Source organism: Actinophytocola sp. (genome assembly GCF_036378875.1).
Classification (GTDB): Bacteria; Actinomycetota; Actinomycetes; order Mycobacteriales; family Pseudonocardiaceae; genus Actinophytocola.
Genome location: NZ_DASUVO010000132.1, coordinates 1 through 17,521 on the forward strand (window position 1 = coordinate 1; position 17,521 = coordinate 17,521).

16 protein-coding genes are annotated in these 17,521 nt (G+C 69.9%); 8 read left to right on the forward strand and 8 right to left on the reverse strand.

Annotated elements, in window-relative coordinates:
• The 8 genes from VF106_RS38635 to VF106_RS38670 form a co-directional block, all read right to left on the reverse strand.
• The coding region (locus VF106_RS38635) for an ATP-binding cassette domain-containing protein (protein ID WP_330844946.1) at positions 1–672 on the reverse strand (672 nt) is incomplete at its 3' end.
• Positions 669–1,724 (reverse strand): ABC transporter substrate-binding protein, encoded by a 1,056-nt coding sequence (locus tag VF106_RS38640; RefSeq protein WP_330844947.1) that lies wholly within the window; start codon positions 1,722–1,724, stop codon positions 669–671. The genes VF106_RS38635 and VF106_RS38640, both read right to left, overlap by 4 nt.
• Positions 1,725–1,748: 24 nt before the next feature.
• The gene (locus VF106_RS38645; RefSeq protein WP_330844948.1) at positions 1,749–2,351 is read right to left on the reverse strand and encodes a histidine phosphatase family protein; all 603 of its coding nucleotides are present in this window, start codon (positions 2,349–2,351) and stop codon (positions 1,749–1,751) included.
• Complete coding sequence (locus VF106_RS38650; protein ID WP_330844949.1) at positions 2,348–3,355, reverse strand: 2-hydroxyacid dehydrogenase; 1,008 nt, start codon at positions 3,353–3,355, stop codon at positions 2,348–2,350. Before VF106_RS38650 ends, VF106_RS38645 begins: the two co-directional genes overlap by 4 nt.
• Positions 3,352–4,779 (reverse strand): FGGY-family carbohydrate kinase, encoded by a 1,428-nt coding sequence (locus VF106_RS38655; RefSeq protein WP_330844950.1) that lies wholly within the window; start codon positions 4,777–4,779, stop codon positions 3,352–3,354. The genes VF106_RS38650 and VF106_RS38655 overlap by 4 nt, the downstream gene beginning before the upstream one ends.
• A 125-nt stretch (positions 4,780–4,904) precedes the next feature.
• Positions 4,905–6,347, reverse strand: a complete 1,443-nt coding sequence (locus VF106_RS38660; RefSeq protein WP_330844951.1) for an FGGY family carbohydrate kinase — start codon at positions 6,345–6,347, stop codon at positions 4,905–4,907.
• Between the two features lie 110 nt (positions 6,348–6,457).
• On the reverse strand, positions 6,458–7,249 hold the full coding sequence (locus VF106_RS38665) for a DeoR/GlpR family DNA-binding transcription regulator (protein WP_330844952.1): 792 nt from the start codon (positions 7,247–7,249) through the stop codon (positions 6,458–6,460).
• Between the two features lie 108 nt (positions 7,250–7,357).
• Positions 7,358–8,233, reverse strand: coding sequence for an NAD(P)/FAD-dependent oxidoreductase (locus VF106_RS38670; RefSeq protein WP_330844953.1), 876 nt, complete (start codon positions 8,231–8,233; stop codon positions 7,358–7,360).
• A 72-nt stretch (positions 8,234–8,305) separates the two neighbouring features.
• On the opposite strand from VF106_RS38670, the gene VF106_RS38675 reads away from it, so the two are divergent.
• The 8 genes from VF106_RS38675 to VF106_RS38710 all read left to right on the forward strand — a co-directional run bounded on the left by VF106_RS38675 (position 8,306) and on the right by VF106_RS38710 (position 17,521).
• The gene (locus tag VF106_RS38675; protein WP_330844954.1) at positions 8,306–8,881 is read left to right on the forward strand and encodes a cupin domain-containing protein; all 576 of its coding nucleotides are present in this window, start codon (positions 8,306–8,308) and stop codon (positions 8,879–8,881) included.
• A gap of 10 nt (positions 8,882–8,891) precedes the next feature.
• On the forward strand, positions 8,892–9,413 hold the full coding sequence (locus VF106_RS38680) for a GNAT family N-acetyltransferase (RefSeq protein WP_330844955.1): 522 nt from the start codon (positions 8,892–8,894) through the stop codon (positions 9,411–9,413).
• A 101-nt stretch (positions 9,414–9,514) separates the two neighbouring features.
• Positions 9,515–9,694: a hypothetical protein gene (locus VF106_RS38685; protein WP_330844956.1), complete on the forward strand. Its 180-nt coding sequence runs from the start codon at positions 9,515–9,517 to the stop codon at positions 9,692–9,694.
• Between the two features lie 76 nt (positions 9,695–9,770).
• The gene (locus VF106_RS38690; protein WP_330844957.1) at positions 9,771–10,433 is read left to right on the forward strand and encodes an endonuclease V; all 663 of its coding nucleotides are present in this window, start codon (positions 9,771–9,773) and stop codon (positions 10,431–10,433) included.
• 228 nt (positions 10,434–10,661) lie between these two features.
• Positions 10,662–10,937 carry a hypothetical protein gene (locus tag VF106_RS38695; RefSeq protein WP_330844958.1) on the forward strand — a complete coding sequence of 92 codons (276 nt, stop codon included), beginning with the start codon at positions 10,662–10,664 and terminating at the stop codon, positions 10,935–10,937.
• Between the two features lie 19 nt (positions 10,938–10,956).
• Entirely contained in the window at positions 10,957–12,747 is a 1,791-nt protein-coding gene (gene malQ, locus VF106_RS38700) for a 4-alpha-glucanotransferase (protein ID WP_330844959.1), read from the forward strand.
• A gap of 80 nt (positions 12,748–12,827) precedes the next feature.
• Positions 12,828–14,999, forward strand: a complete 2,172-nt coding sequence (gene glgX, locus VF106_RS38705; RefSeq protein WP_330844960.1) for a glycogen debranching protein GlgX — start codon at positions 12,828–12,830, stop codon at positions 14,997–14,999.
• Positions 14,996–17,521, forward strand: coding sequence for an alpha-amylase family glycosyl hydrolase (locus VF106_RS38710; RefSeq protein ID WP_330844962.1), 2,526 nt, complete (start codon positions 14,996–14,998; stop codon positions 17,519–17,521). The genes glgX and VF106_RS38710 overlap by 4 nt, the downstream gene beginning before the upstream one ends.

Here is a 17,521-nt window from a genome sequence, read left to right on the forward strand (position 1 = left end):
GCCGTTGTTGCGCCCGAGCCTGAGCACGACGATGCGGTCGGCCACGGCGCGCACGTCCTCCATGTTGTGGCTGATCATGATGACGCCTAAGCCCCGGTCGCGCACCCGCTCGATGAGGTTCAGCACCTCTGCGGTCTGCGCCACCCCGAGGGCGGCCGTCGGCTCATCGAGCATGATGACCTTAGGTTCGAGCAGGAGCGAGCGCGCGATGGCCACCGTCTGGCGCTGGCCGCCGGACAGGGACGCGACCGGGATCCGTACGGTCGGGATCTTCGCCGACAGCTGCCGCAGCAGTTCCCACGACCGGGTCTCCATCGCGACCTCGTCGAGGCGACCGCGGCGGATTTCCTGTCCAAGGAACAGGTTCTCCACCACGTTCAGGTTCTCGCACAGCGCGAGGTCCTGGAACACGGTCGCGATACCCAGCCCGTGCGCGGCCGCCGGGCTGCCGATCGTGACCTCGTCGCCGGCGAACGTGACCGTCCCGGTGTCCGGCCGGTGCACGCCGGCCAGCACCTTGACCAAAGTGGACTTGCCGGCACCGTTGTCACCCACCAGCGCCACGACTTCACCTGCGGAGACGTCCAGGTCCACGTCGGTCAGTGCCGCCACGGCGCCGAAGTGCTTGCTGATCCCACGCAGCGACAGGATCGCGGTGTCGGTCAACGTCACGACGCGATCCCGTGCTCCGCACACGCTGCCGCGTACTCGCCGGTGCACACCTCGGACGGCTTGATCTGGTCCGACTTCGCCAGCACCTCGGCGATGTTGTCCAGCGTCACCACGGTCGGCTCGAACAGCTGCGACGGCGTGTCGAACAGCGTTGTCTTGCCGGCCGGCTTCTCGCCCTTCACGAACTGGTACGCGGTCTCGGCGGCCGCCTCCGCGACGATCTTGATCGGCTTGGAGATCGTGTTGTACTGCAGGCCGGCGACGACCCGCTGTGCGGCCGCGACCTCGAAGTCGTTACCGGTCACCGGCGGCACGGGGTTCACCCCGGCGGCCTTGAACGCGGAGATCGCGCCGCCGCCCGTGCCGTCGTTCGCGGCCACCACGCCGACGATCTGCGGACCGAAACGGGTGATCTGCCCGGACACCCAGTCCTGTGCCTTCGCCGGCGCCCAGTCCGGTGTGTCGTACTCGGCGAGCAGTTCGAACCCGCTGTCGTCGATGGCTGAGTGGATGCCCTTCTTGATCAGCCCGGCGGCCGCGTCGGTCGGCGATCCGTTCACCTCCAGGATCCCGCCCCGCGCACCGGTCTTCTTCAGGTGGTCCACAAGGGACTTACCGATCGACGCGCCGATCTTCTCGTTGTCGAACGAGATGTAGTAGTCGGCCGGGGTGTCCGGGATCGGCCGGTCGTAGGCGATGATCGGCACGCCCTGTGAGCGGGCGGTGTTGACGATGCTGGCGGCGGCCGTGGAGTCGACCGGGTCGATCACGATGGCCTTGACACCCTGCGCGAGCGCGGAGTTCGCCTGCTGCTGTTGGCGGGAGGCGTCCGCGTTGGCGTTCTGGTAGATCACCTCGCAGTCCGGGCACAGCTCCTTCATCTTCGCCTTGAACAACGGGCTGTCGTACAGCTCGTATCGCGTCGAAGCGATGTCCGGCATCAGGAAGGCGATCTTGGCGCCGCTCGCGTCCCCACCGCCACCGCTGCCTTCGGCGGAACAGGCGGAGACGACCAGGGCGAGCGCTGCGACGAGGGTGGCGATTCGACGCATGGTGGTTCCTTTCGAATATGCGCGTCAGTGCGCACGGTTGAGCGAGAGGAGAGCGGCGGGTAGGGACGGGTCGGCCGGCAACCGGATCTCGGTGAGCGCGGCGTTGTCCAGGTGTGGGAAGACGCGCCGGTAGTCGCGGACCGGCAGTCCGAGGAGCGTGCACAGCACGATCCGGAAGAGCGTGCTGTGCGCGACGACGAGGACGGTGCCGCTGTGCTGGTCGTCGAGTTCGCGGAGCGCGGCGACACCTCGCGCGCCCGCCTCGCCGAGTGGTTCTGCGCCGGGGAAGGCGTTCGCCTCGGGGTCCTCGCGGAAACGTTGCACGGCTTCGGGATCCATCTCGCCGATCAGGTGGCCCTCCAGATCGCCGAAGTCGACCTCGCGCAGGTCGGGCCGCAGGTGCAGCGGCACGCCGAGCGCCTCGGCGGCCGGGGTGGCGGTGGTGACGGCCCGCCGCTGCGGCGAGCTGACGACGACATCCACCCCGATCGCGACGGCTGTCTTGCCGAGCTGTTCCGCCTGCCGCAGACCGAGCTCGGTCAGCTCGGGCTCGCTTCGCCCGCCGGCGTAACGGTTCTCGGCGTGCCAGGTGGTTTCGCCGTGGCGCGCAAGGAGAATACGGCTCATGGCAGCACCTCCGGGTTCGCGCAGTGCAGCGGCGGTTCGCCTGCCAGCCATCGGGCCGCCTCCACGCCCACCATGCGGGCGGCGCGGGCGGCGACGGCACGGCTCGCGCCGGCCAGGTGCGGGGTCATCACCACGTTCGGGGCGGTCCGCAGTGGATGGTCGGCGGGCAGCGGTTCCTCGTCGTACACGTCGAGAGCGGCCCCGAACAAGTGACCGTCCGCCAGCGCCTTGGCCAGCGCGTGGTAGTCCAGCAGCCCGCCCCTGGCGCAGTTCACCAACACCGAGCCCGACGGCATCAGCGCCAGCTCGCGTTCGCCGATCATGCCGCGGGTCTCTTCGGTCAGCCGGGCGTGCAGTGAGACCACTGTGGACCGGGACAGGAGTTCGTCGAGTGGCACGGAGTTCACGTCCGCGTAGGGATCGGACACCAGGACCGTCGCGCCCATGGCCGCCAGGGCCGCGGCGACCCGCCGGCCGATCGCACCCGCGCCGACCAGCCCGATCGTGCTGCCCGCGATCTCCAGGCCGGTCTCGGTGTAGGCGTACATGCCGCTCTCCCACCGGCCTGCCACGACACTGTTGTGGGCCACGGGAATCCGGCGCATCGCGGCGAGCATCAGGCCGATCGTGTGCTCGGCGGTGGACTCGGCGTTGCGACCCGGCGCGAACGTCACCGCCACGCCATGTGCGGTGGCGGCGGGCAGGTTCGCGTTCACCGGACCGCCCCGCGACACCGCGAACAACTCCAGGTCCGGACACGCCTCGAGCACCCGCCGGGTCAGCGGCGCCATCTGTGTCAGGCACACCCGCACCCCCTGCAGGGCCTCGATCAGCTCGTCCTCCACATCGGACGCCTCGTCGACCTCGGCCACCTTGCCGAACGGCACGTGCGGCCACGGCAGCTCCAGCTCCCGCACATCCCAGGCGCCAGGCGCCAACTCGGCCGCCAGCAACCGGTTCAACACGAACCGGTCCCCCGCCAGCACAATCGGTTCCACCGTCATTCCTCCCACCACCCGCGGTCCACCAGCGCGACGACGAACGCGCGATACGCCGGCATCAGCTCCTCGTGCCGCGCCATGTCCGGTTCCAGCGTGCGGCGTACGCGGACGAGTCGCTTGGCAGCGGCCGGGATGTCCCCGGCCAACGAACCCGCGGCCAGGACGGCCATACCCAGCGCGGGTTCCGGGTTCTCCGGCAGCCGCACCGGCACACCGAGCACGTCGCAGCGCAGCTGGTTCCACCACTCGTTGCGGGCGCCACCGCCGGTGAACGTCACCGGCCCGCCGACGTCCGCGCCCGCCGCCGCGAGCAGCTCGAACGACAGCCGCTCCAGGTGCGCCACCCCGGTGCACACCGCGGCGAACACCCGGGCGGGATCACCAGGCACGACGAGCGGCCCGTCGCCGAGGAACCCGCGTGCTTCCGTTGCCACGAAAGGGAACCTCTCGCCGTGTCCGACCAGCGGATAACACAGCGGCACGTCCCGCACCGACGCGGCGGCGGCCGTCAACGCGTCCAGGTCCTCGCCGGGGAACAACGCCCGCACCGCGCCGGCGCCCGTGCTCGACGCGCCACCCGGCAGCCACAGGTCCCCGTGCGGCGCCCGGTGTGAGTACACCGCGCCGGTCGGATCGTGCGGCAGCGACGTGCTGACTCCCTTGAGCGCCAACGTGGTGCCCAGCACGGAGTTCCACTCGCCGACCTCCAGCGCGCCGGCGGCGAGCTGTGCCGCGCACCCGTCGGTCATGCCGGCGACCACCGGCGTGCCGACCGGCAGACCGGTCAGGGCGGCGGCGTCAGCGCACACCTCGCCGAGCACGGTCCCGGGCCGGACGACGGGTGGCAGCACGTCCTCGTCAATGTCCAAACGCGACAGTATGTCGCCCGGCCAGCGGTCCTCGATCAGGTCATAGCCGGTCTTGAGCGCGTGGCTGGAGTCGCTGGCGACCGGGTGTCCGACCAGCTTCGCGGCCACGACGTCCGGCTGGTGCGCGAGCCGCGCCCCCGCGAGCAGCCCCTTCTCCTGCCACCACAACAACTTCGGCAGCGCCCACGCCGGTTGCATCCGGTACCCGAGCCGGCTCCAGAGCGCCTCGCCGGCCTCCTGCGCGACCGAGGCGAACGCGCCGGCACGGGCGTCGTCGTACATGAGCCCGGGCGTGCGGGGCGTGCCGTCTGGGTCGGTCAGCAGCACGGTGCCGGACGTCGCGCAGATCGCGACGCCGCCGACCTCGCGGTCACCCAACTCCAAGGCCGCCAACGCTTCCGCGGTCAGCGTCCACCAGGCGTCCGGGTCCTGCTCGTGCCTCGTCCCGGACCGCGTGCCCCGCAATGGCCGCCGCGCCGACGCCACCGTCCGGCCGTCGTCGTCGACAGCGAGCGCACGAACACTCTGGGTGCCGAGATCAACCCCAACCCATAACATGGCCTCGCTCCGCTCGGCGTTCGCGGGCCTTGACCCGGCGTCTTCCCTCCTGCGCGCGGAGACCCCGGGCTCGTTCCTCGCGGGGGCCTCCGTGCTCGTCAGTCCAGACGCCGGCGGCCCGCTCATCACCGCCACTGAGCCCACCTGGTCGCGGCCAACGCGCGGGTCTTGAGAAACTCGGTGTGTGCCTGCTCGTACAGATCGAGCGTCGAAGAGTTCGGTTCGTACCGGGCGCCGCGCCGCACCAGTGCCGCGGCCGCCGCGGTCAGGTCCGGGTAGTCGCCGAGTGCGGTCAGCGCGAACACCTGCGCACCCTTGGCCCCCACCTGTGAATCCTCAGTAGACACAGCAGGCACGCCGGTGATGTCCGCGATCAGCTGGCACCACAACGGACTCGCCGCACCACCGCCGCACAGTCCCAGCTCGACCGGCCGGCCCGGGGCAGCGTCCAGACAGTCGCGAATGACGTGCGCGAGCCCTTCCAGCACCGCACGGGCCAGATGTGTGCGGCCGTGTCCGAACAGCATGCCGGTGACGAGCCCGCTCGCGGCCGGGTCGAGGAACGGCGCCCGCTCCCCCGCGGGCGACAGGTACGGCCACACCCGCAGCCCGTCCGCGCCCGGCGGGGCCTGCGACGCCAGCGCGGTCACCTCGGCGTGGTCGGCGAGGCCGAGCAGGTCGACGAGCCAGTCGACGACACCCGTGCCGGCGAGTGTGGGGAACGAGCGCATGATCAGGCCGGACACGCCGAAGTCGAGCGTCAGGCCGGAGGGCTCCCCGGTCGTGTCCGGCGCCTCGACCAGCATCTCGGTGCACAGTGTCGTGCCGAGGATGCACGTGGCCTGGCCAGCCGCGGTGGCGCCGGTGCCGAACGCGGTGGTCACGATGTCGTACGGCGCGAGTACCACCGGCGTACCAGCCGGCAGCCCCAGCTCGGTCGCGGTCAGCGGCTGGACCTGCTCGGTGAGCAGGGGCGGGAGGACGGCCGGGTCGATGCCGTAGAGGTCGGTCAGCTCGGTGGAGTACGTGCCACGGTGGATGTCGAGCCACGGCGCGGACGCCTCGGACTTCTCGATGCCGCGCACGCCGGTGAGCTTGAGGAAGAGCCAGCCGCCGCAGGTCAGGGCCGTGTGCTTGGTTTCGCCGAGCGAGCGGAGGATCGCGTTGGGCAGACCGGCGTTGGTGAGCGAACCGTTGACGCGGTAGGCCCGTTCGAGGGTCCCGTCGGCGCGCCAGCCCCGCACGATGTCGGCGGCGCGGCCGTCGTTCCACAGGACCGCGGGCCGGACCGGCCGGCCGTCGGCGTCGACGAGCCAGGCACCGTCGCCCTGCGCGGTGACCGCGAGCAGCCGCACGGGCCGCGCGACCCGCTCCGCGGCCTCGCGCACGGTCGCCACGACCGCGTCCCACACCTCGGCCATGTCCTGCTCGCACTGCTCACGACGCGGGTGCCGCACCGCGGTGACCCGCCGGGTGACCGCGAGCTCCCGCCCGTCCGCGTCGAACACCACCGTCTTGATGACGGTCGTGCCGGCGTCGACACAGACCGCGACTTCGTTGTCTGCCACGGCGGTATTACAAGCGCGCGATCCCGAACTTCGCAACTTTTAACATTGATCTTGATTACGCGAAGGTATATGGCCTGGTTGAAACGATCGAAGCGTTCCCGAATTTCACATCACTTCGCAACGACGTCGACCGTGGCGCCGCGTGACCGCTCAACGCGCACCCGCTGCTCCGAGGTCCCGTCGTCGACGACGACCCGGTCGAGCTCGGCCAGACCGACGAGCCGGTGCAGCGCGCGGCGGTCGAACTTGGTGTGGTCGATGAGCGCGACGCTGCGAGCCGCGGACGTGATCAACGCCCGCCGGGTGATCACCGTGTCGAGTGACTGGATGTAGCAGACACCGTCGGCGACCGCGGTGGTCGAGAGGAACAGCAGGTCGTAGCGCAGCCCGGCGGCCGCCTCCGCGGTGGCCTGACCGAGGAAGGAGTCGTATGCGGCGTCGTAGCGGCCGCCGAGACCGATCAGCTCGATGCCGGGCTGCGCGGCGAGCGCGCGGATGACCGGGAGAAAGTGGGTGACGACCGTGAGCGGCGCCTTCTCGGGGAGCAGACGCGCGAGCACGAGCGAGGTCGTACTGTCGTCGAGCGCGATGACCTGCCCGGACGCGACCTCCGTACGCAGAACCTCCCGGGCGATGGCGAGCTTCGCGTCGACCTGCGCCTGCATGCGGTGCTCGAGGTCGCCGTGGAAGGTCGTGGTCGGCGCGCTGGTCGCCCCGCCGCGAACTTTGTGCAGGAAGCCGAGCCGCTCCAGCTCGTCGAGGTCGCGGTGGACGGTCATGATGCTCACGCCGTAGTCGCGGGCCAACGTGTCGACCCGCACGAACCCGGCCTCGGCGATCTGCCGCCGCATCGCGACCCGCCGCAACTCGGGATTGCGCCGCGCCCCCTCAGAAAGCTCCACGCGACTCAGCATGCACCAAGTCCCGGCGTCGTGACCGTTCCCGCATGCCCTGAAGGGCGCCCTCGGGACGCTCGACGCCTCCAAGGGCACCCTCGGGACATCGGCCGCCTAGTGGCCGAAGATCAGCTCGTGGTTGAGCTTCACCGCCACGGCGGCGCCCGCGCCCGCTGCGCTGATCAGTCCTGCCGTCGGGTCGACCACGTTGCCGGCCGCCCACACGCCGTCGATGCCGGTGAAGCCGAAGGCGTCGACACGTACCCAGCCCTGCTCGTCCAGTTCGCAGCCCAAGTCCTTGAGCAGCGAGTCCTTCGGCACGAACACCGGGTTCACGAACACGGCCGACCGGGGGACGACGCGGCCGTCGGCCAGGTCGACACCGGTCAGGCGGCCGTCCGTCACGGCCAGGCGCGTGACCTTGCCCGGCTCGACCGCGATCCCGCGTGTGGCGAGTTGGGCGGTCTCGTCGTCGGTGAGCTGGTAGTCGCCGGGGAAGAGGACCACGTCGGGTGCCCATTCCCGCAGCATCACCGCCTTCATCACCCCCATCGGCCCGTCGGCGACCACGCCGACCTGCTCGTCGTGGACCTCGTAGCCGTGGCAGTACGGGCAGAAGTGCACCTGGTCGCCCCACAGCTCAGCGACGCCCGGCAGGTCCGGCAGCTCGTCGCGGATGCCGGCGGTCACGAGCAGCGTCCGCGACGCCAGCACCGTGCCCGAGGCGAGCCGCACCTCGAAACCGGGCGACGCGGACACCACCCGGTCGTCCAGGATCTCGACGCCATAGCCGCTCACCTCATCGCGACCCAGCCTCAACAGCTCGGCGGGCGGGACTCCGTCCCTGGTCAGGAACCCGTGCGACTCGTGCGCGGCCGCGTTGCGCGGCTCCCCCGAATCGACCACGACCACCCTGCGCCGGGCCCGGCCAAGCATCAGCGCCGCCGACAACCCCGCCGGACCGCCACCCACGATCACCACGTCATACATTGACGATCACCTCCACGGCCAGGATCGGGCCCCGTTCCGACGATGACAACATTCGTTGCCGATACTGGGAACATGACCGACAACATCACCGCCGCGCTGGCCGAGGTCGGCCCACGCCTGCGGCGGCTGCGCACCCAGCGCAACGTCACGCTCGTGGAGCTGTCCGAGGCGACCGGCATCTCGAAGAGCACGCTCTCCCGGCTGGAGTCCGGGCAGCGCAAGCCGAGCCTCGAGCTGCTGCTGCCGATCTCGGTGGCGCACCAGGTGCCGCTGGACGAGCTGGTCGGCGCGCCGAAGGTGGGTGACCCGCGCATCCGCATGGAGCCGAGGAAGATGGGCGACCGCACGATCGTGCCGCTGACCAGGCAACCGGGCGGCCTGCAGGCGTACAAGATGATCATCCCGCCGGGCCGGCCGACCGAGCAGCGCACGCACGAGGGCTACGAGTGGTTCTACGTCCTGTCCGGCCGGGCCCGCCTGCTCCTCGCCGACAAGGACATCACCATGCACCCCGGCGAGGCGGCCGAGTTCGACACGCGCCTGCCGCACTGGTTCGGTTCCGCGGACGACCACCCGGTGGAGATCCTCAGCCTGTTCGGCAAGCAGGGCGAGAGAATGCACGTTCGCGCGAAGCCCCGCGGACAGTAACGTGGCCGTCATGGCATGGCTGCCCGGCGACTTCGCGCACCCGACGACGACCCCGGTCATGGACGGCTTCCACCTGCGGCCGATCAGGGAGTCGGACACCGAGATCGACTACCCCGCGGTGATGGGCTCCAGGGAACGGCTGTGGCGGATCTACGGCGAGGCGTGGGGCTGGCCGCCGGAGACCATGACCATCGAGCAGGACCGGGCCGACCTGGCCAGGCACGAGCGGGAGATCGAGGCGCACGAGTCCTTCAACTACGCACTGTTGAACCTCGCCGAGACCGAATTGGTGGGCTGCGTGTACATCGACCCGCCGGAACGTCCCGGCGCCGATGCGGAGATCAGCTGGTGGGTGGTCGACGCGTACGTCGGCACGCCGCTCGAGGAGTCGCTCGACATCGTGGTGCCACGCTGGATCGACCGGGTGTGGCCGTTCGAGAAGCCCAGGTACGTGGGCCGCGACCTGAGTTGGCAGGAGTGGCTCGCATTACCCTTACTCGCCCCGCCGGAGCCCGCCCGGCAGCCCGAGTAAGGGGTCGGGGACGGGCACTCATGCCTGTTCACCCGATGTCCTACCCCAGGCCTCAGGACGAATCTTCTCAGTGTCACCAGAATAGAGACACGGAGAAGACGATGATCACGCAGGAAGCCGTCACCGCCGAGATCAACTACCGCCTCGAGCGTGCCAAGGCCGCCGCCCTCGCTGAGCAGGTCCGGCGCAGCCACCCGTCACGCCTGCGCCGCTGGCTGTCGCGGGTCTCGCGTTCAGCGAGTTCCGGAGGGCTGCCCAGGCCCCGCCTCCGCGTGTCGTAGCGGCCAGTAACCTCGAGCCCGTGTCACGTGTCGCCCGAATGGCCTTTGTGGACGGTCCGAGCGCCGAGTCGTTCGCGTGAAGGTGCCGGGCTCGGTCGAGGAGGCCGTTCGGTTACAGACCGCGCTGGCGCCGTCGGTGGTCCGCGAGCCGCCGCCGGACTTCGCGCCGGCGACCGCGGCGGGACTCGACGTGGCGTACGCGAAGGACTCGCCGGTCGTGGCGGCCGCGGTCGTGACGGTGTCGGTGGCGACGGGTGAGGTGCTCGAGTCGGCGACGGCGGTTGGCCGGGCCGAGTTCCCTTACGTGCCAGGACTGTTCGCGTTCCGTGAGCTGCCGACACTGCTGGAGGCCTTCGCCCGGCTGACGGTGACGCCCGACCTGCTGCTGGCCGACGGCCACGGCCTCGCCCACCCCCGCCGCTTCGGGCTGGCCTGCCACCTGGGCCTGGAAACCGGTCTGCCGACGATCGGCGTGGCGAAAACCCCGATGGCCAGCTACGACCAACCGGGCCAGGAACGCGGCGCCCGCACTTCGCTGATGGACGGAAAGGAGGAGGTGGGCGCGGCTTTACGCACACAGTCCAACATCAAACCGATCTTCGTTTCGATCGGCCACCGCATCGACCTGAACACGGCATGTACGAAAGTGCTTGCGTTGTCAAATAAATACCGTCTACCGGAGACGACACGGCAAGCGGATCACTTGTCCCGCATCACTTTGGCGGAACATAACGACTGACCGGGTGTCAACATGCCGAAGTGAGCGTTAACAGTATGTTTCTCGTGCTAATCCTGTGATTTCGGTCTGGGCTGACGCGGCGAAGAGTGCCAGACTCGGGGCATCAGGTTTTCGTCGCGGCCGTCCGGGGTCCCGTCGATGATTCCTGTAACTTGGAGGGTCGCGGTGACCAAGCAACAGTTATCCGTGCAGTCCCCAAGACGAGTCCCCACCGTACGGAGGCGACCTGTGCCGCTTCCCGGTGAACGACTTCGTCGGGCCGTGGAGACCGTGCTCGCGGGGCTCGCCGACGAGGCCGACCTGTCCGAACTCGACGACGTGCTGCGCACCGCACTAGCGTGGACGGCCGCGTCGGGTGACACCTGCCGCGTGGCGCACGCGGTGCGTCAGGTGCGTGACGCCCGCATCAGTCTCCGCCACGCCGACACCGAACATGCCAGAACGGCGTTGCAAATGGCCAAGAACGACCTGCACTCCGTGCCAAGCCAGCGCGCGACGCACTGAGCCCTGCCATCCTTGCCGGATGGACGAACAGCTGAGTGCGCTGGCCCGTGCACATGGCATTGCCACCTGGTATGAGAACGCCGACCGGCACCGGGTCACGGTGGCGGACGACGTCGTGCGTGCGATCCTGGACGAGCTGGACGCGACCGGGACACCTCCACCGCCCAAGGCCAAGGTCGTCACGGAGGGTCCCGACACACCCCCGCTCGGGTATCACCAGCTCGATGACGGACGCGAACTGATCGTCACGCCGCGTCGATTGCCCCCGGTGCCCCCGGCATGGGGCTGGATGCTGCAGTTGTACGCGCTGCACTCGCCGGGCTCCTGGGGGATCGGCGACTTCGCGGACCTGCGGGAGTTCACGCAACGCTCGGGTGCGGGGGTCGTCCTGGTCAACCCCGTCCAGGCGATCACTCCTGCCCTGCCCGTCCGGCGCTCTCCGTACTCGCCGTCGAGCCGGCGGTTCGCGAACCCCATCTACCTGCGAGTCACCGAGACCGAGGAGTTCCACCGCGCCGACGCCGAGACCCGGGAGCGGGTGGCGCGGATGGCACCCGAGCACGCCGAGCTGGTCGACTACGACGCCGTGTGGATCGCCAAGCTCGACGCGTTGGCGCTCCTGTTCCCCGGCACGACCGAGCCCATGGCGGACGACCTGCGTGACTTCGCCACGTTCTGCGCGCTGGCCGAGCGCCACGGCGGCGACTGGCGCACCTGGCCGGCGGAACTGCGCCACCCCGAGGGCCCGGCCGTCGCACGGGCTCGCACGGAGCTCGCCGACCGGGTCGCGTTCCATGCCTGGCTGCAACGGCTGTGCCAGAAGCAGCTCGCCGACGTCCGGGCCGCGACCGACGCCAAGATCGTCCACGACCTCCCGGTCGGGGTCGACCCGGCCGGCGCGGACGCCTGGGCACTGCAGGACGTGATCGCCTCGAACGTCCGGGTCGGCGCGCCACCGGACGCGTTCAGCCAGCAGGGCCAGGACTGGAACCTGCCGCCGTTGCGCCCGGACCGCCTCGCCGCGACGGGCTACAAGCCGTTCCGCGACGTCATCCGTAGCGTCCTGGCCCATGCGGACGGCATCCGCGTGGACCACATCGCCGGCCTGTTCCGCCTGTGGTGGATCCCGCCGGGCCGCCCGGCCAGCGAGGGCACGTACGTGTACTACGACGCCGACGCCATGCTCGGCATCCTCGCGCTCGAAGCGCACCTGGCCGGCGCGATGGTCGTCGGCGAGGACCTCGGCACGGTCCCCGAGGAGGTCACGGACGCCATGCACGAGCGCGGTGTCCTGAGCTCGTCGGTCCTGTACTTCGAGCGCGACTACGACAAGCCGGGCGAGCCGCTGCTGCCGCCGAAGGACTGGGCGGTCGACGCGATGGCCAGCATCTCCACGCATGACCTGCCGACCACGGCCGGGTTCCTGCGTGCCGAGAACGTGCGGGTCCGCGCGGAGCTGGGCCTTGTCGAGGACGTCGACGGGGAGTACGCGCGGGCTGCGGAGGCGAAGACCGAGATGCTGGCGGCGCTGCGCGAACACGGGCTGCTGCCCCAGGACCCGACAGAGGACGACCTCGTCGTCGCGCTGCACCGGCTCCTCGCCACGGCCGCGAGCCGCCTCCTGCTGACCTCGCCCCAGGACGCCCTTGGCGTGGCGCGGCAGCCGAACCTGCCGGGAACGGTCGACGAGTACCCGAACTGGCGAATAGCGCTACCCGTCGGAGTGGAAGGACTACTGGCCGATCCCAAAGTCCGGGCCGCGATCGAAGCGTTGAGTGATGCCCGGCCGAGTGGGGTATCACCCCTCTGAAGGTCCCGTTGGCGGTATCACGTGAGCCCGCGGGCTTTACGGTGATAGTCGACGATCAGCAGGTCCGACGAGGAGCACGTGTGCAGCCCTGGCCAGGTTCCCCCTACCCCCTCGGTGCCACCTACGACGGTGCCGGTACGAACTTCGCTTTGTTCTCGGAGGCCGCGACCGCGGTCGACCTGTGCCTGTTCGACGACACCGGCAAGGAGGAACGGGTTCGGCTCACCGAGGTCGACGGCTTCGTGCACCACGCCTACCTGCTGAACGTCAACCCTGGGCAGAAGTACGGCTATCGGGTGCACGGTGCGTACCAGCCAGAGCACGGACCGCGCTGCAACCCGGCGAAGCTGCTGCTGGATCCGTACGCGAAGGCGGTCGCCGGCGTCGTCGACTGGGACGAGTCGGTGTTCGGCTACGACTTCGGCGACCCGGAGTCCCGCAACGACGCCGACTCGTCCGGGCACACGATGCTGGGTGTCGTGGTCAACCCGTTCTTCGACTGGGCGAACGACCGCGCGCCGAACATCCCGTACAACGAGAGCGTCATCTACGAGGCGCACGTCCGAGGGCTCACCATGCGGCACCCGGACATCCCGGAGGACATGCGTGGCACGTACGCCGGGCTCGCGCACCCGGCGATGATCGACTACTTCGACACGCTCGGTATCACGGCCATCGAGCTGATGCCAGTGCACCAGTTCCTGCACGACCACGGGCTGCTCCAGCGCGAGCTGCGGAACTACTGGGGCTACAACACGATCGCGTACTTCGCACCGCACGACGAGTACGCGAGCCGGCGTGGTGCTGGCGGGCAGGTGCAGGAGTTCAAGGCCATGGTCCGCACCCTGCACGAAGCGGGCATCGAGGTCATCCTCGACGTGGTCTACAACCACACCGCGGAGGGCAACCACCTCGGTCCCACGTTGTCCATGCGGGGCATCGACAACGAGGCGTACTACCGGCTCGTCGAGGACGACAAGCGGTACTACATGGACTACACGGGCACCGGGAACTCACTCAACGTGCGCAACCCGCACACGCTGCAGCTGATCATGGACTCGTTGCGGTACTGGGTGCTGGACATGCACGTGGACGGCTTCCGCTTCGACCTGGCGTCCACGCTCGCACGCGAGTTCTACGACGTGGACCGGCTGTCCACGTTCTTCGACCTGGTGCAGCAGGACCCGGTGATCAGCCAGGTGAAGCTGATCGCCGAGCCGTGGGACGTCGGCCCCGGCGGCTACCAGGTCGGCAATTTCCCTCCATTGTGGACTGAGTGGAACGGGAAGTTCCGGGACACCGTAAGGGACTTCTGGCGTGGCGAACCGGCCACACTCGGCGAGTTCGCGTCGCGCATCACGGGTTCCTCCGACCTGTACCAGGACGACGGGCGCCGCCCGCACGCGTCGATCAACTTCGTGACCGCGCACGACGGCTTCACGCTGAACGACCTGGTGTCCTACAGCGAGAAGCACAACGAGGCCAACGGCGAGAACAACCGGGACGGCGCGAACGACAACCGGTCATGGAACTGCGGCGCCGAGGGCCCGACGGACGACGAGAAGATCAACGAGCTGCGGGCAAGGCAGCGCCGGAACCTGATCGCGACGCTGCTCCTGTCGCAGGGTGTGCCGATGCTGCTGGCCGGTGACGAGCTAGGCCGTACGCAGCAGGGCAACAACAACGCGTACTGTCAGGACAACGAGCTGTCGTGGGTGGACTGGTCGTTGCTGCGGCAGAACGGCGAGCTGGTGGACTTCACGTCCGCGGTGGTGGATCTGCGGGAAAGCCATCCCGTGTTCCGGCGGCGGCGCTTCTTCCAGGGCCGCCCGATCCGCAAGAACGACGAGCTGCGGGACATCGCGTGGTTCACGCCGGCCGGCGAGGAGATGTCCGAACAGGACTGGGAGTCGGGCTTCGGCCGGGCGATCATGGTGTTCCTCAACGGCGACGGCATCGCCGACCTCGACCGCCGCGGCGAACACGTCCGCGACGACTCGTTCATGATGTGTTTCAACGCGCACGACGGTGACATCAGCATGCGCCTGCCGAACGGTGACTACGGCACCGAGTGGTCGGTGGTGCTGGACACGGAAACGGGCGAGGTGTTCTCCGACTCCGGCGGCGGCGTGATCGTCGGCGTGGTGACCGGCGACCAGATCACGGCGGTGCGCACCATCCCGGCCGGCGAGACGCTGACGGTGCCGGCGCGGTCGTTGATCGTCCTGCAGCGAACCGGGGTGGCCGAGTGACCCCGCCGCCGTCGACCTACCGGGTGCAGGTCAGTCCCACGTTCGACCTGTCCGCCACGGCGTCCATTGTGGACTACCTGGCCCGGTTGGGCGTTGGGGCGGTGTACACGTCGCCGCTGCTGGCCTCGGCACCGGGCTCGACCCACGGCTACGACGTGGTCGACCCGACGGTGGCCTGTCCCGCGCTGGGCGGCGAGGCCGGGCGGGTCGAGCTGATGTCGGCGGCACGGAGCGCGGGCATGGGCGTGGTCGTCGACATCGTGCCGAACCACATGTCGGTGGCGGCCCCGTCGGCGAACCGCTGGTGGTGGGACGTGCTGACGCACGGCCAGGCCTCGGAGTACGCGTCGTACTTCGACATCGACTGGTCCCGCGGCCGGATCCTGTTGCCGGTACTGGGTTCGCCGTCGCTGGACGACGTGAAGATCGTCGACGACCGGCTGGTGTACTTCGAGCACGAGTTCCCGCTGGCGCCGGGCACGGGCGGCGGCACGGTGGCGGAGGTGCACGAGCGGCAGCACTACCGGCTGGTGTGGTGGCGACGCGGGAACGCCGAGCTGAACTACCGGCGGTTCTTCGACATCACGACGCTGGCGGCCGTGCGGGTCGAGGACCCGGCGGTGTTCGAGGCCACCCACGGTGAGGTCATCCGGTGGGTGCGCGCCGGCGACGTGACCGGGGTGCGCGTGGACCACCCGGACGGCCTGGCCGACCCGGGCGAGTACATGCGCAGGCTCCGGTCGGCGCTGCCGGACACGTGGCTGCTGGCGGAGAAGATCCTGGGGGTGGACGAGCCCCTGCCCGTGTCCTGGCCGGTGGAGGGCACGACGGGCTACGACGCGCTCCGGGAGATCTGCGGGCTGTTCGTGGCCCCCTCGGGCGAGGCACGGATCACGGCACTGGCGACGGAGCTTGGCCTCCGGCCCCCCGACACCCAGCCTACCGGTGAGGACCGACAAAACGAGGCGCCATCCACAGCACCTGTGGACAACTCCCCCATCCCCGCGTCCCCTGTGGACAACCCGCGCGAGGCCGCTTTTCTGTCGGTGCCCACCGGTAGTGTGGAAACCGGGGGGCCCCCGGGCGCACCAATGGGACATTCGCGCGGATTGGGGTCGGCGGGTTCCTCGGTCGCGGGCGTTCGTGGGCCTGAACTGTCGGTGCCCGCCGGTACGCTGGAAACCGGGGGCCGGAGGCCAAGCCACGAGTTGCACGCCGTCGAGGAGGAATGTCGGCGGCTCATCACGCGGACCTCGCTGCTCGCCGAGATGCGTCGGATCGCCGCGCTCGCCGACGTGCCGCCCGAGGCCGTCGCCGAGATCATGATCGCGTTTCCCGTCTACCGGTCCTACCTCCCAGAAGGTCTGGATCACTGGACGGCCGCCGTCAGCGGCGCGAAGACCGCCCGCCCCGATCTGGCCAACCACATCGACACCGTCGACCACGCCGTCCGGACCGACCCACGCGGCGAGCTGGCCACCCGCATCCAGCAGACCTCCGGCATGGTCGTCGCCAAGGGCGTCGAGGACACCGCCTACTACCGGTGGACCCGGTTCGTCGCGCTCAACGAGGTCGGGGGCGCACCCGACCGGTTCGGGGTCACGCCGGACGAGTTCCACCTCCGTGCCGCCGCGCGGGAGGCCGGCTGGCCGGCGACCATGACCACACTGTCCACTCACGACACCAAGCGCGCCGAGGACGTCCGCGCCCGGCTCGCCGTCCTGTCCGAGATCCCCGACGAGTGGGCCGAGCACGTCACCCGCTGGTCGGCCAGCCACGGTATCGACGAGCCCACACTCAACCTCCTCGCCTGGCAGACCGTCGTCGGCGCGTGGCCGATCTCGCCGCAGCGCCTCCGCGACTACCTCGACAAGGCCGCCAAGGAAGCCAAGGTCCGCACGACCTGGGTCGACCACGACGACGAGTTCGAGGCCGCCATCCACGCCTGGCCCGAGCGGGTCATCGACGAGCTCGGCGACGAGATCGGCGCGTTCGTCGAGCGGATCAGGCCAGCCGGCTGGGCCAACTCGCTCGGCCAGAAGATCGTCCAGCTCGCCGGCCCCGGCGTGCCGGACGTCTACCAGGGCACCGAGCTGTGGGATCTGTCCCTTGTGGACCCGGACAACCGCCGCCCGGTCGACTACGCCCTGCGCCAGGAGCTGTTGGCACGGCTCGAGAACGGCTGGCTCCCCGACGTGGACGACACCGGCGCGGCCAAGCTCCACGTCGTTCGCCAGGTACTGCGCCTGCGCCGCGACCGGCCGGACCTGTTCACCGGCTACCGCCCGCTCACCGCACAGGGTCCGGCCGCCGACCACGTCGTCGCGTTCAGCCGCCAGCCGGAGCTGGTGGTCGTGGCGAGCCGATTTTCCTTGTCCCGCAAGGGATGGGCGGACACCATGCTCCCGCTGCCGGCAGGCCCCGGCAACTGGCGCGACCTGCTCACCGGCGCTGAGCCACGCCAGGCACGGCTCGGCGACCTGTTGTCCCGCTACCCCGTTGCCCTGCTGCTGCGAGGATGA

Coding starts and splice junctions, on each gene's coding strand:
- VF106_RS38640 (WP_330844947.1), bottom strand. CDS start 1,724: ATGCGTCGAATCGCCACCCTCGTCGCAGCGCTCGCCCTGGTCGTCTCC.
- VF106_RS38645 (WP_330844948.1), bottom strand. CDS start 2,351: ATGAGCCGTATTCTCCTTGCGCGCCACGGCGAAACCACCTGGCACGCC.
- VF106_RS38650 (WP_330844949.1), bottom strand. CDS start 3,355: ATGACGGTGGAACCGATTGTGCTGGCGGGGGACCGGTTCGTGTTGAAC.
- VF106_RS38655 (WP_330844950.1), bottom strand. CDS start 4,779: ATGTTATGGGTTGGGGTTGATCTCGGCACCCAGAGTGTTCGTGCGCTC.
- VF106_RS38670 (WP_330844953.1), bottom strand. CDS start 8,233: ATGTATGACGTGGTGATCGTGGGTGGCGGTCCGGCGGGGTTGTCGGCG.
- VF106_RS38675 (WP_330844954.1), top strand. CDS start 8,306: ATGACCGACAACATCACCGCCGCGCTGGCCGAGGTCGGCCCACGCCTG.
- VF106_RS38680 (WP_330844955.1), top strand. CDS start 8,892: ATGGCATGGCTGCCCGGCGACTTCGCGCACCCGACGACGACCCCGGTC.
- VF106_RS38685 (WP_330844956.1), top strand. CDS start 9,515: ATGATCACGCAGGAAGCCGTCACCGCCGAGATCAACTACCGCCTCGAG.
- malQ (WP_330844959.1), top strand. CDS start 10,957: ATGGACGAACAGCTGAGTGCGCTGGCCCGTGCACATGGCATTGCCACC.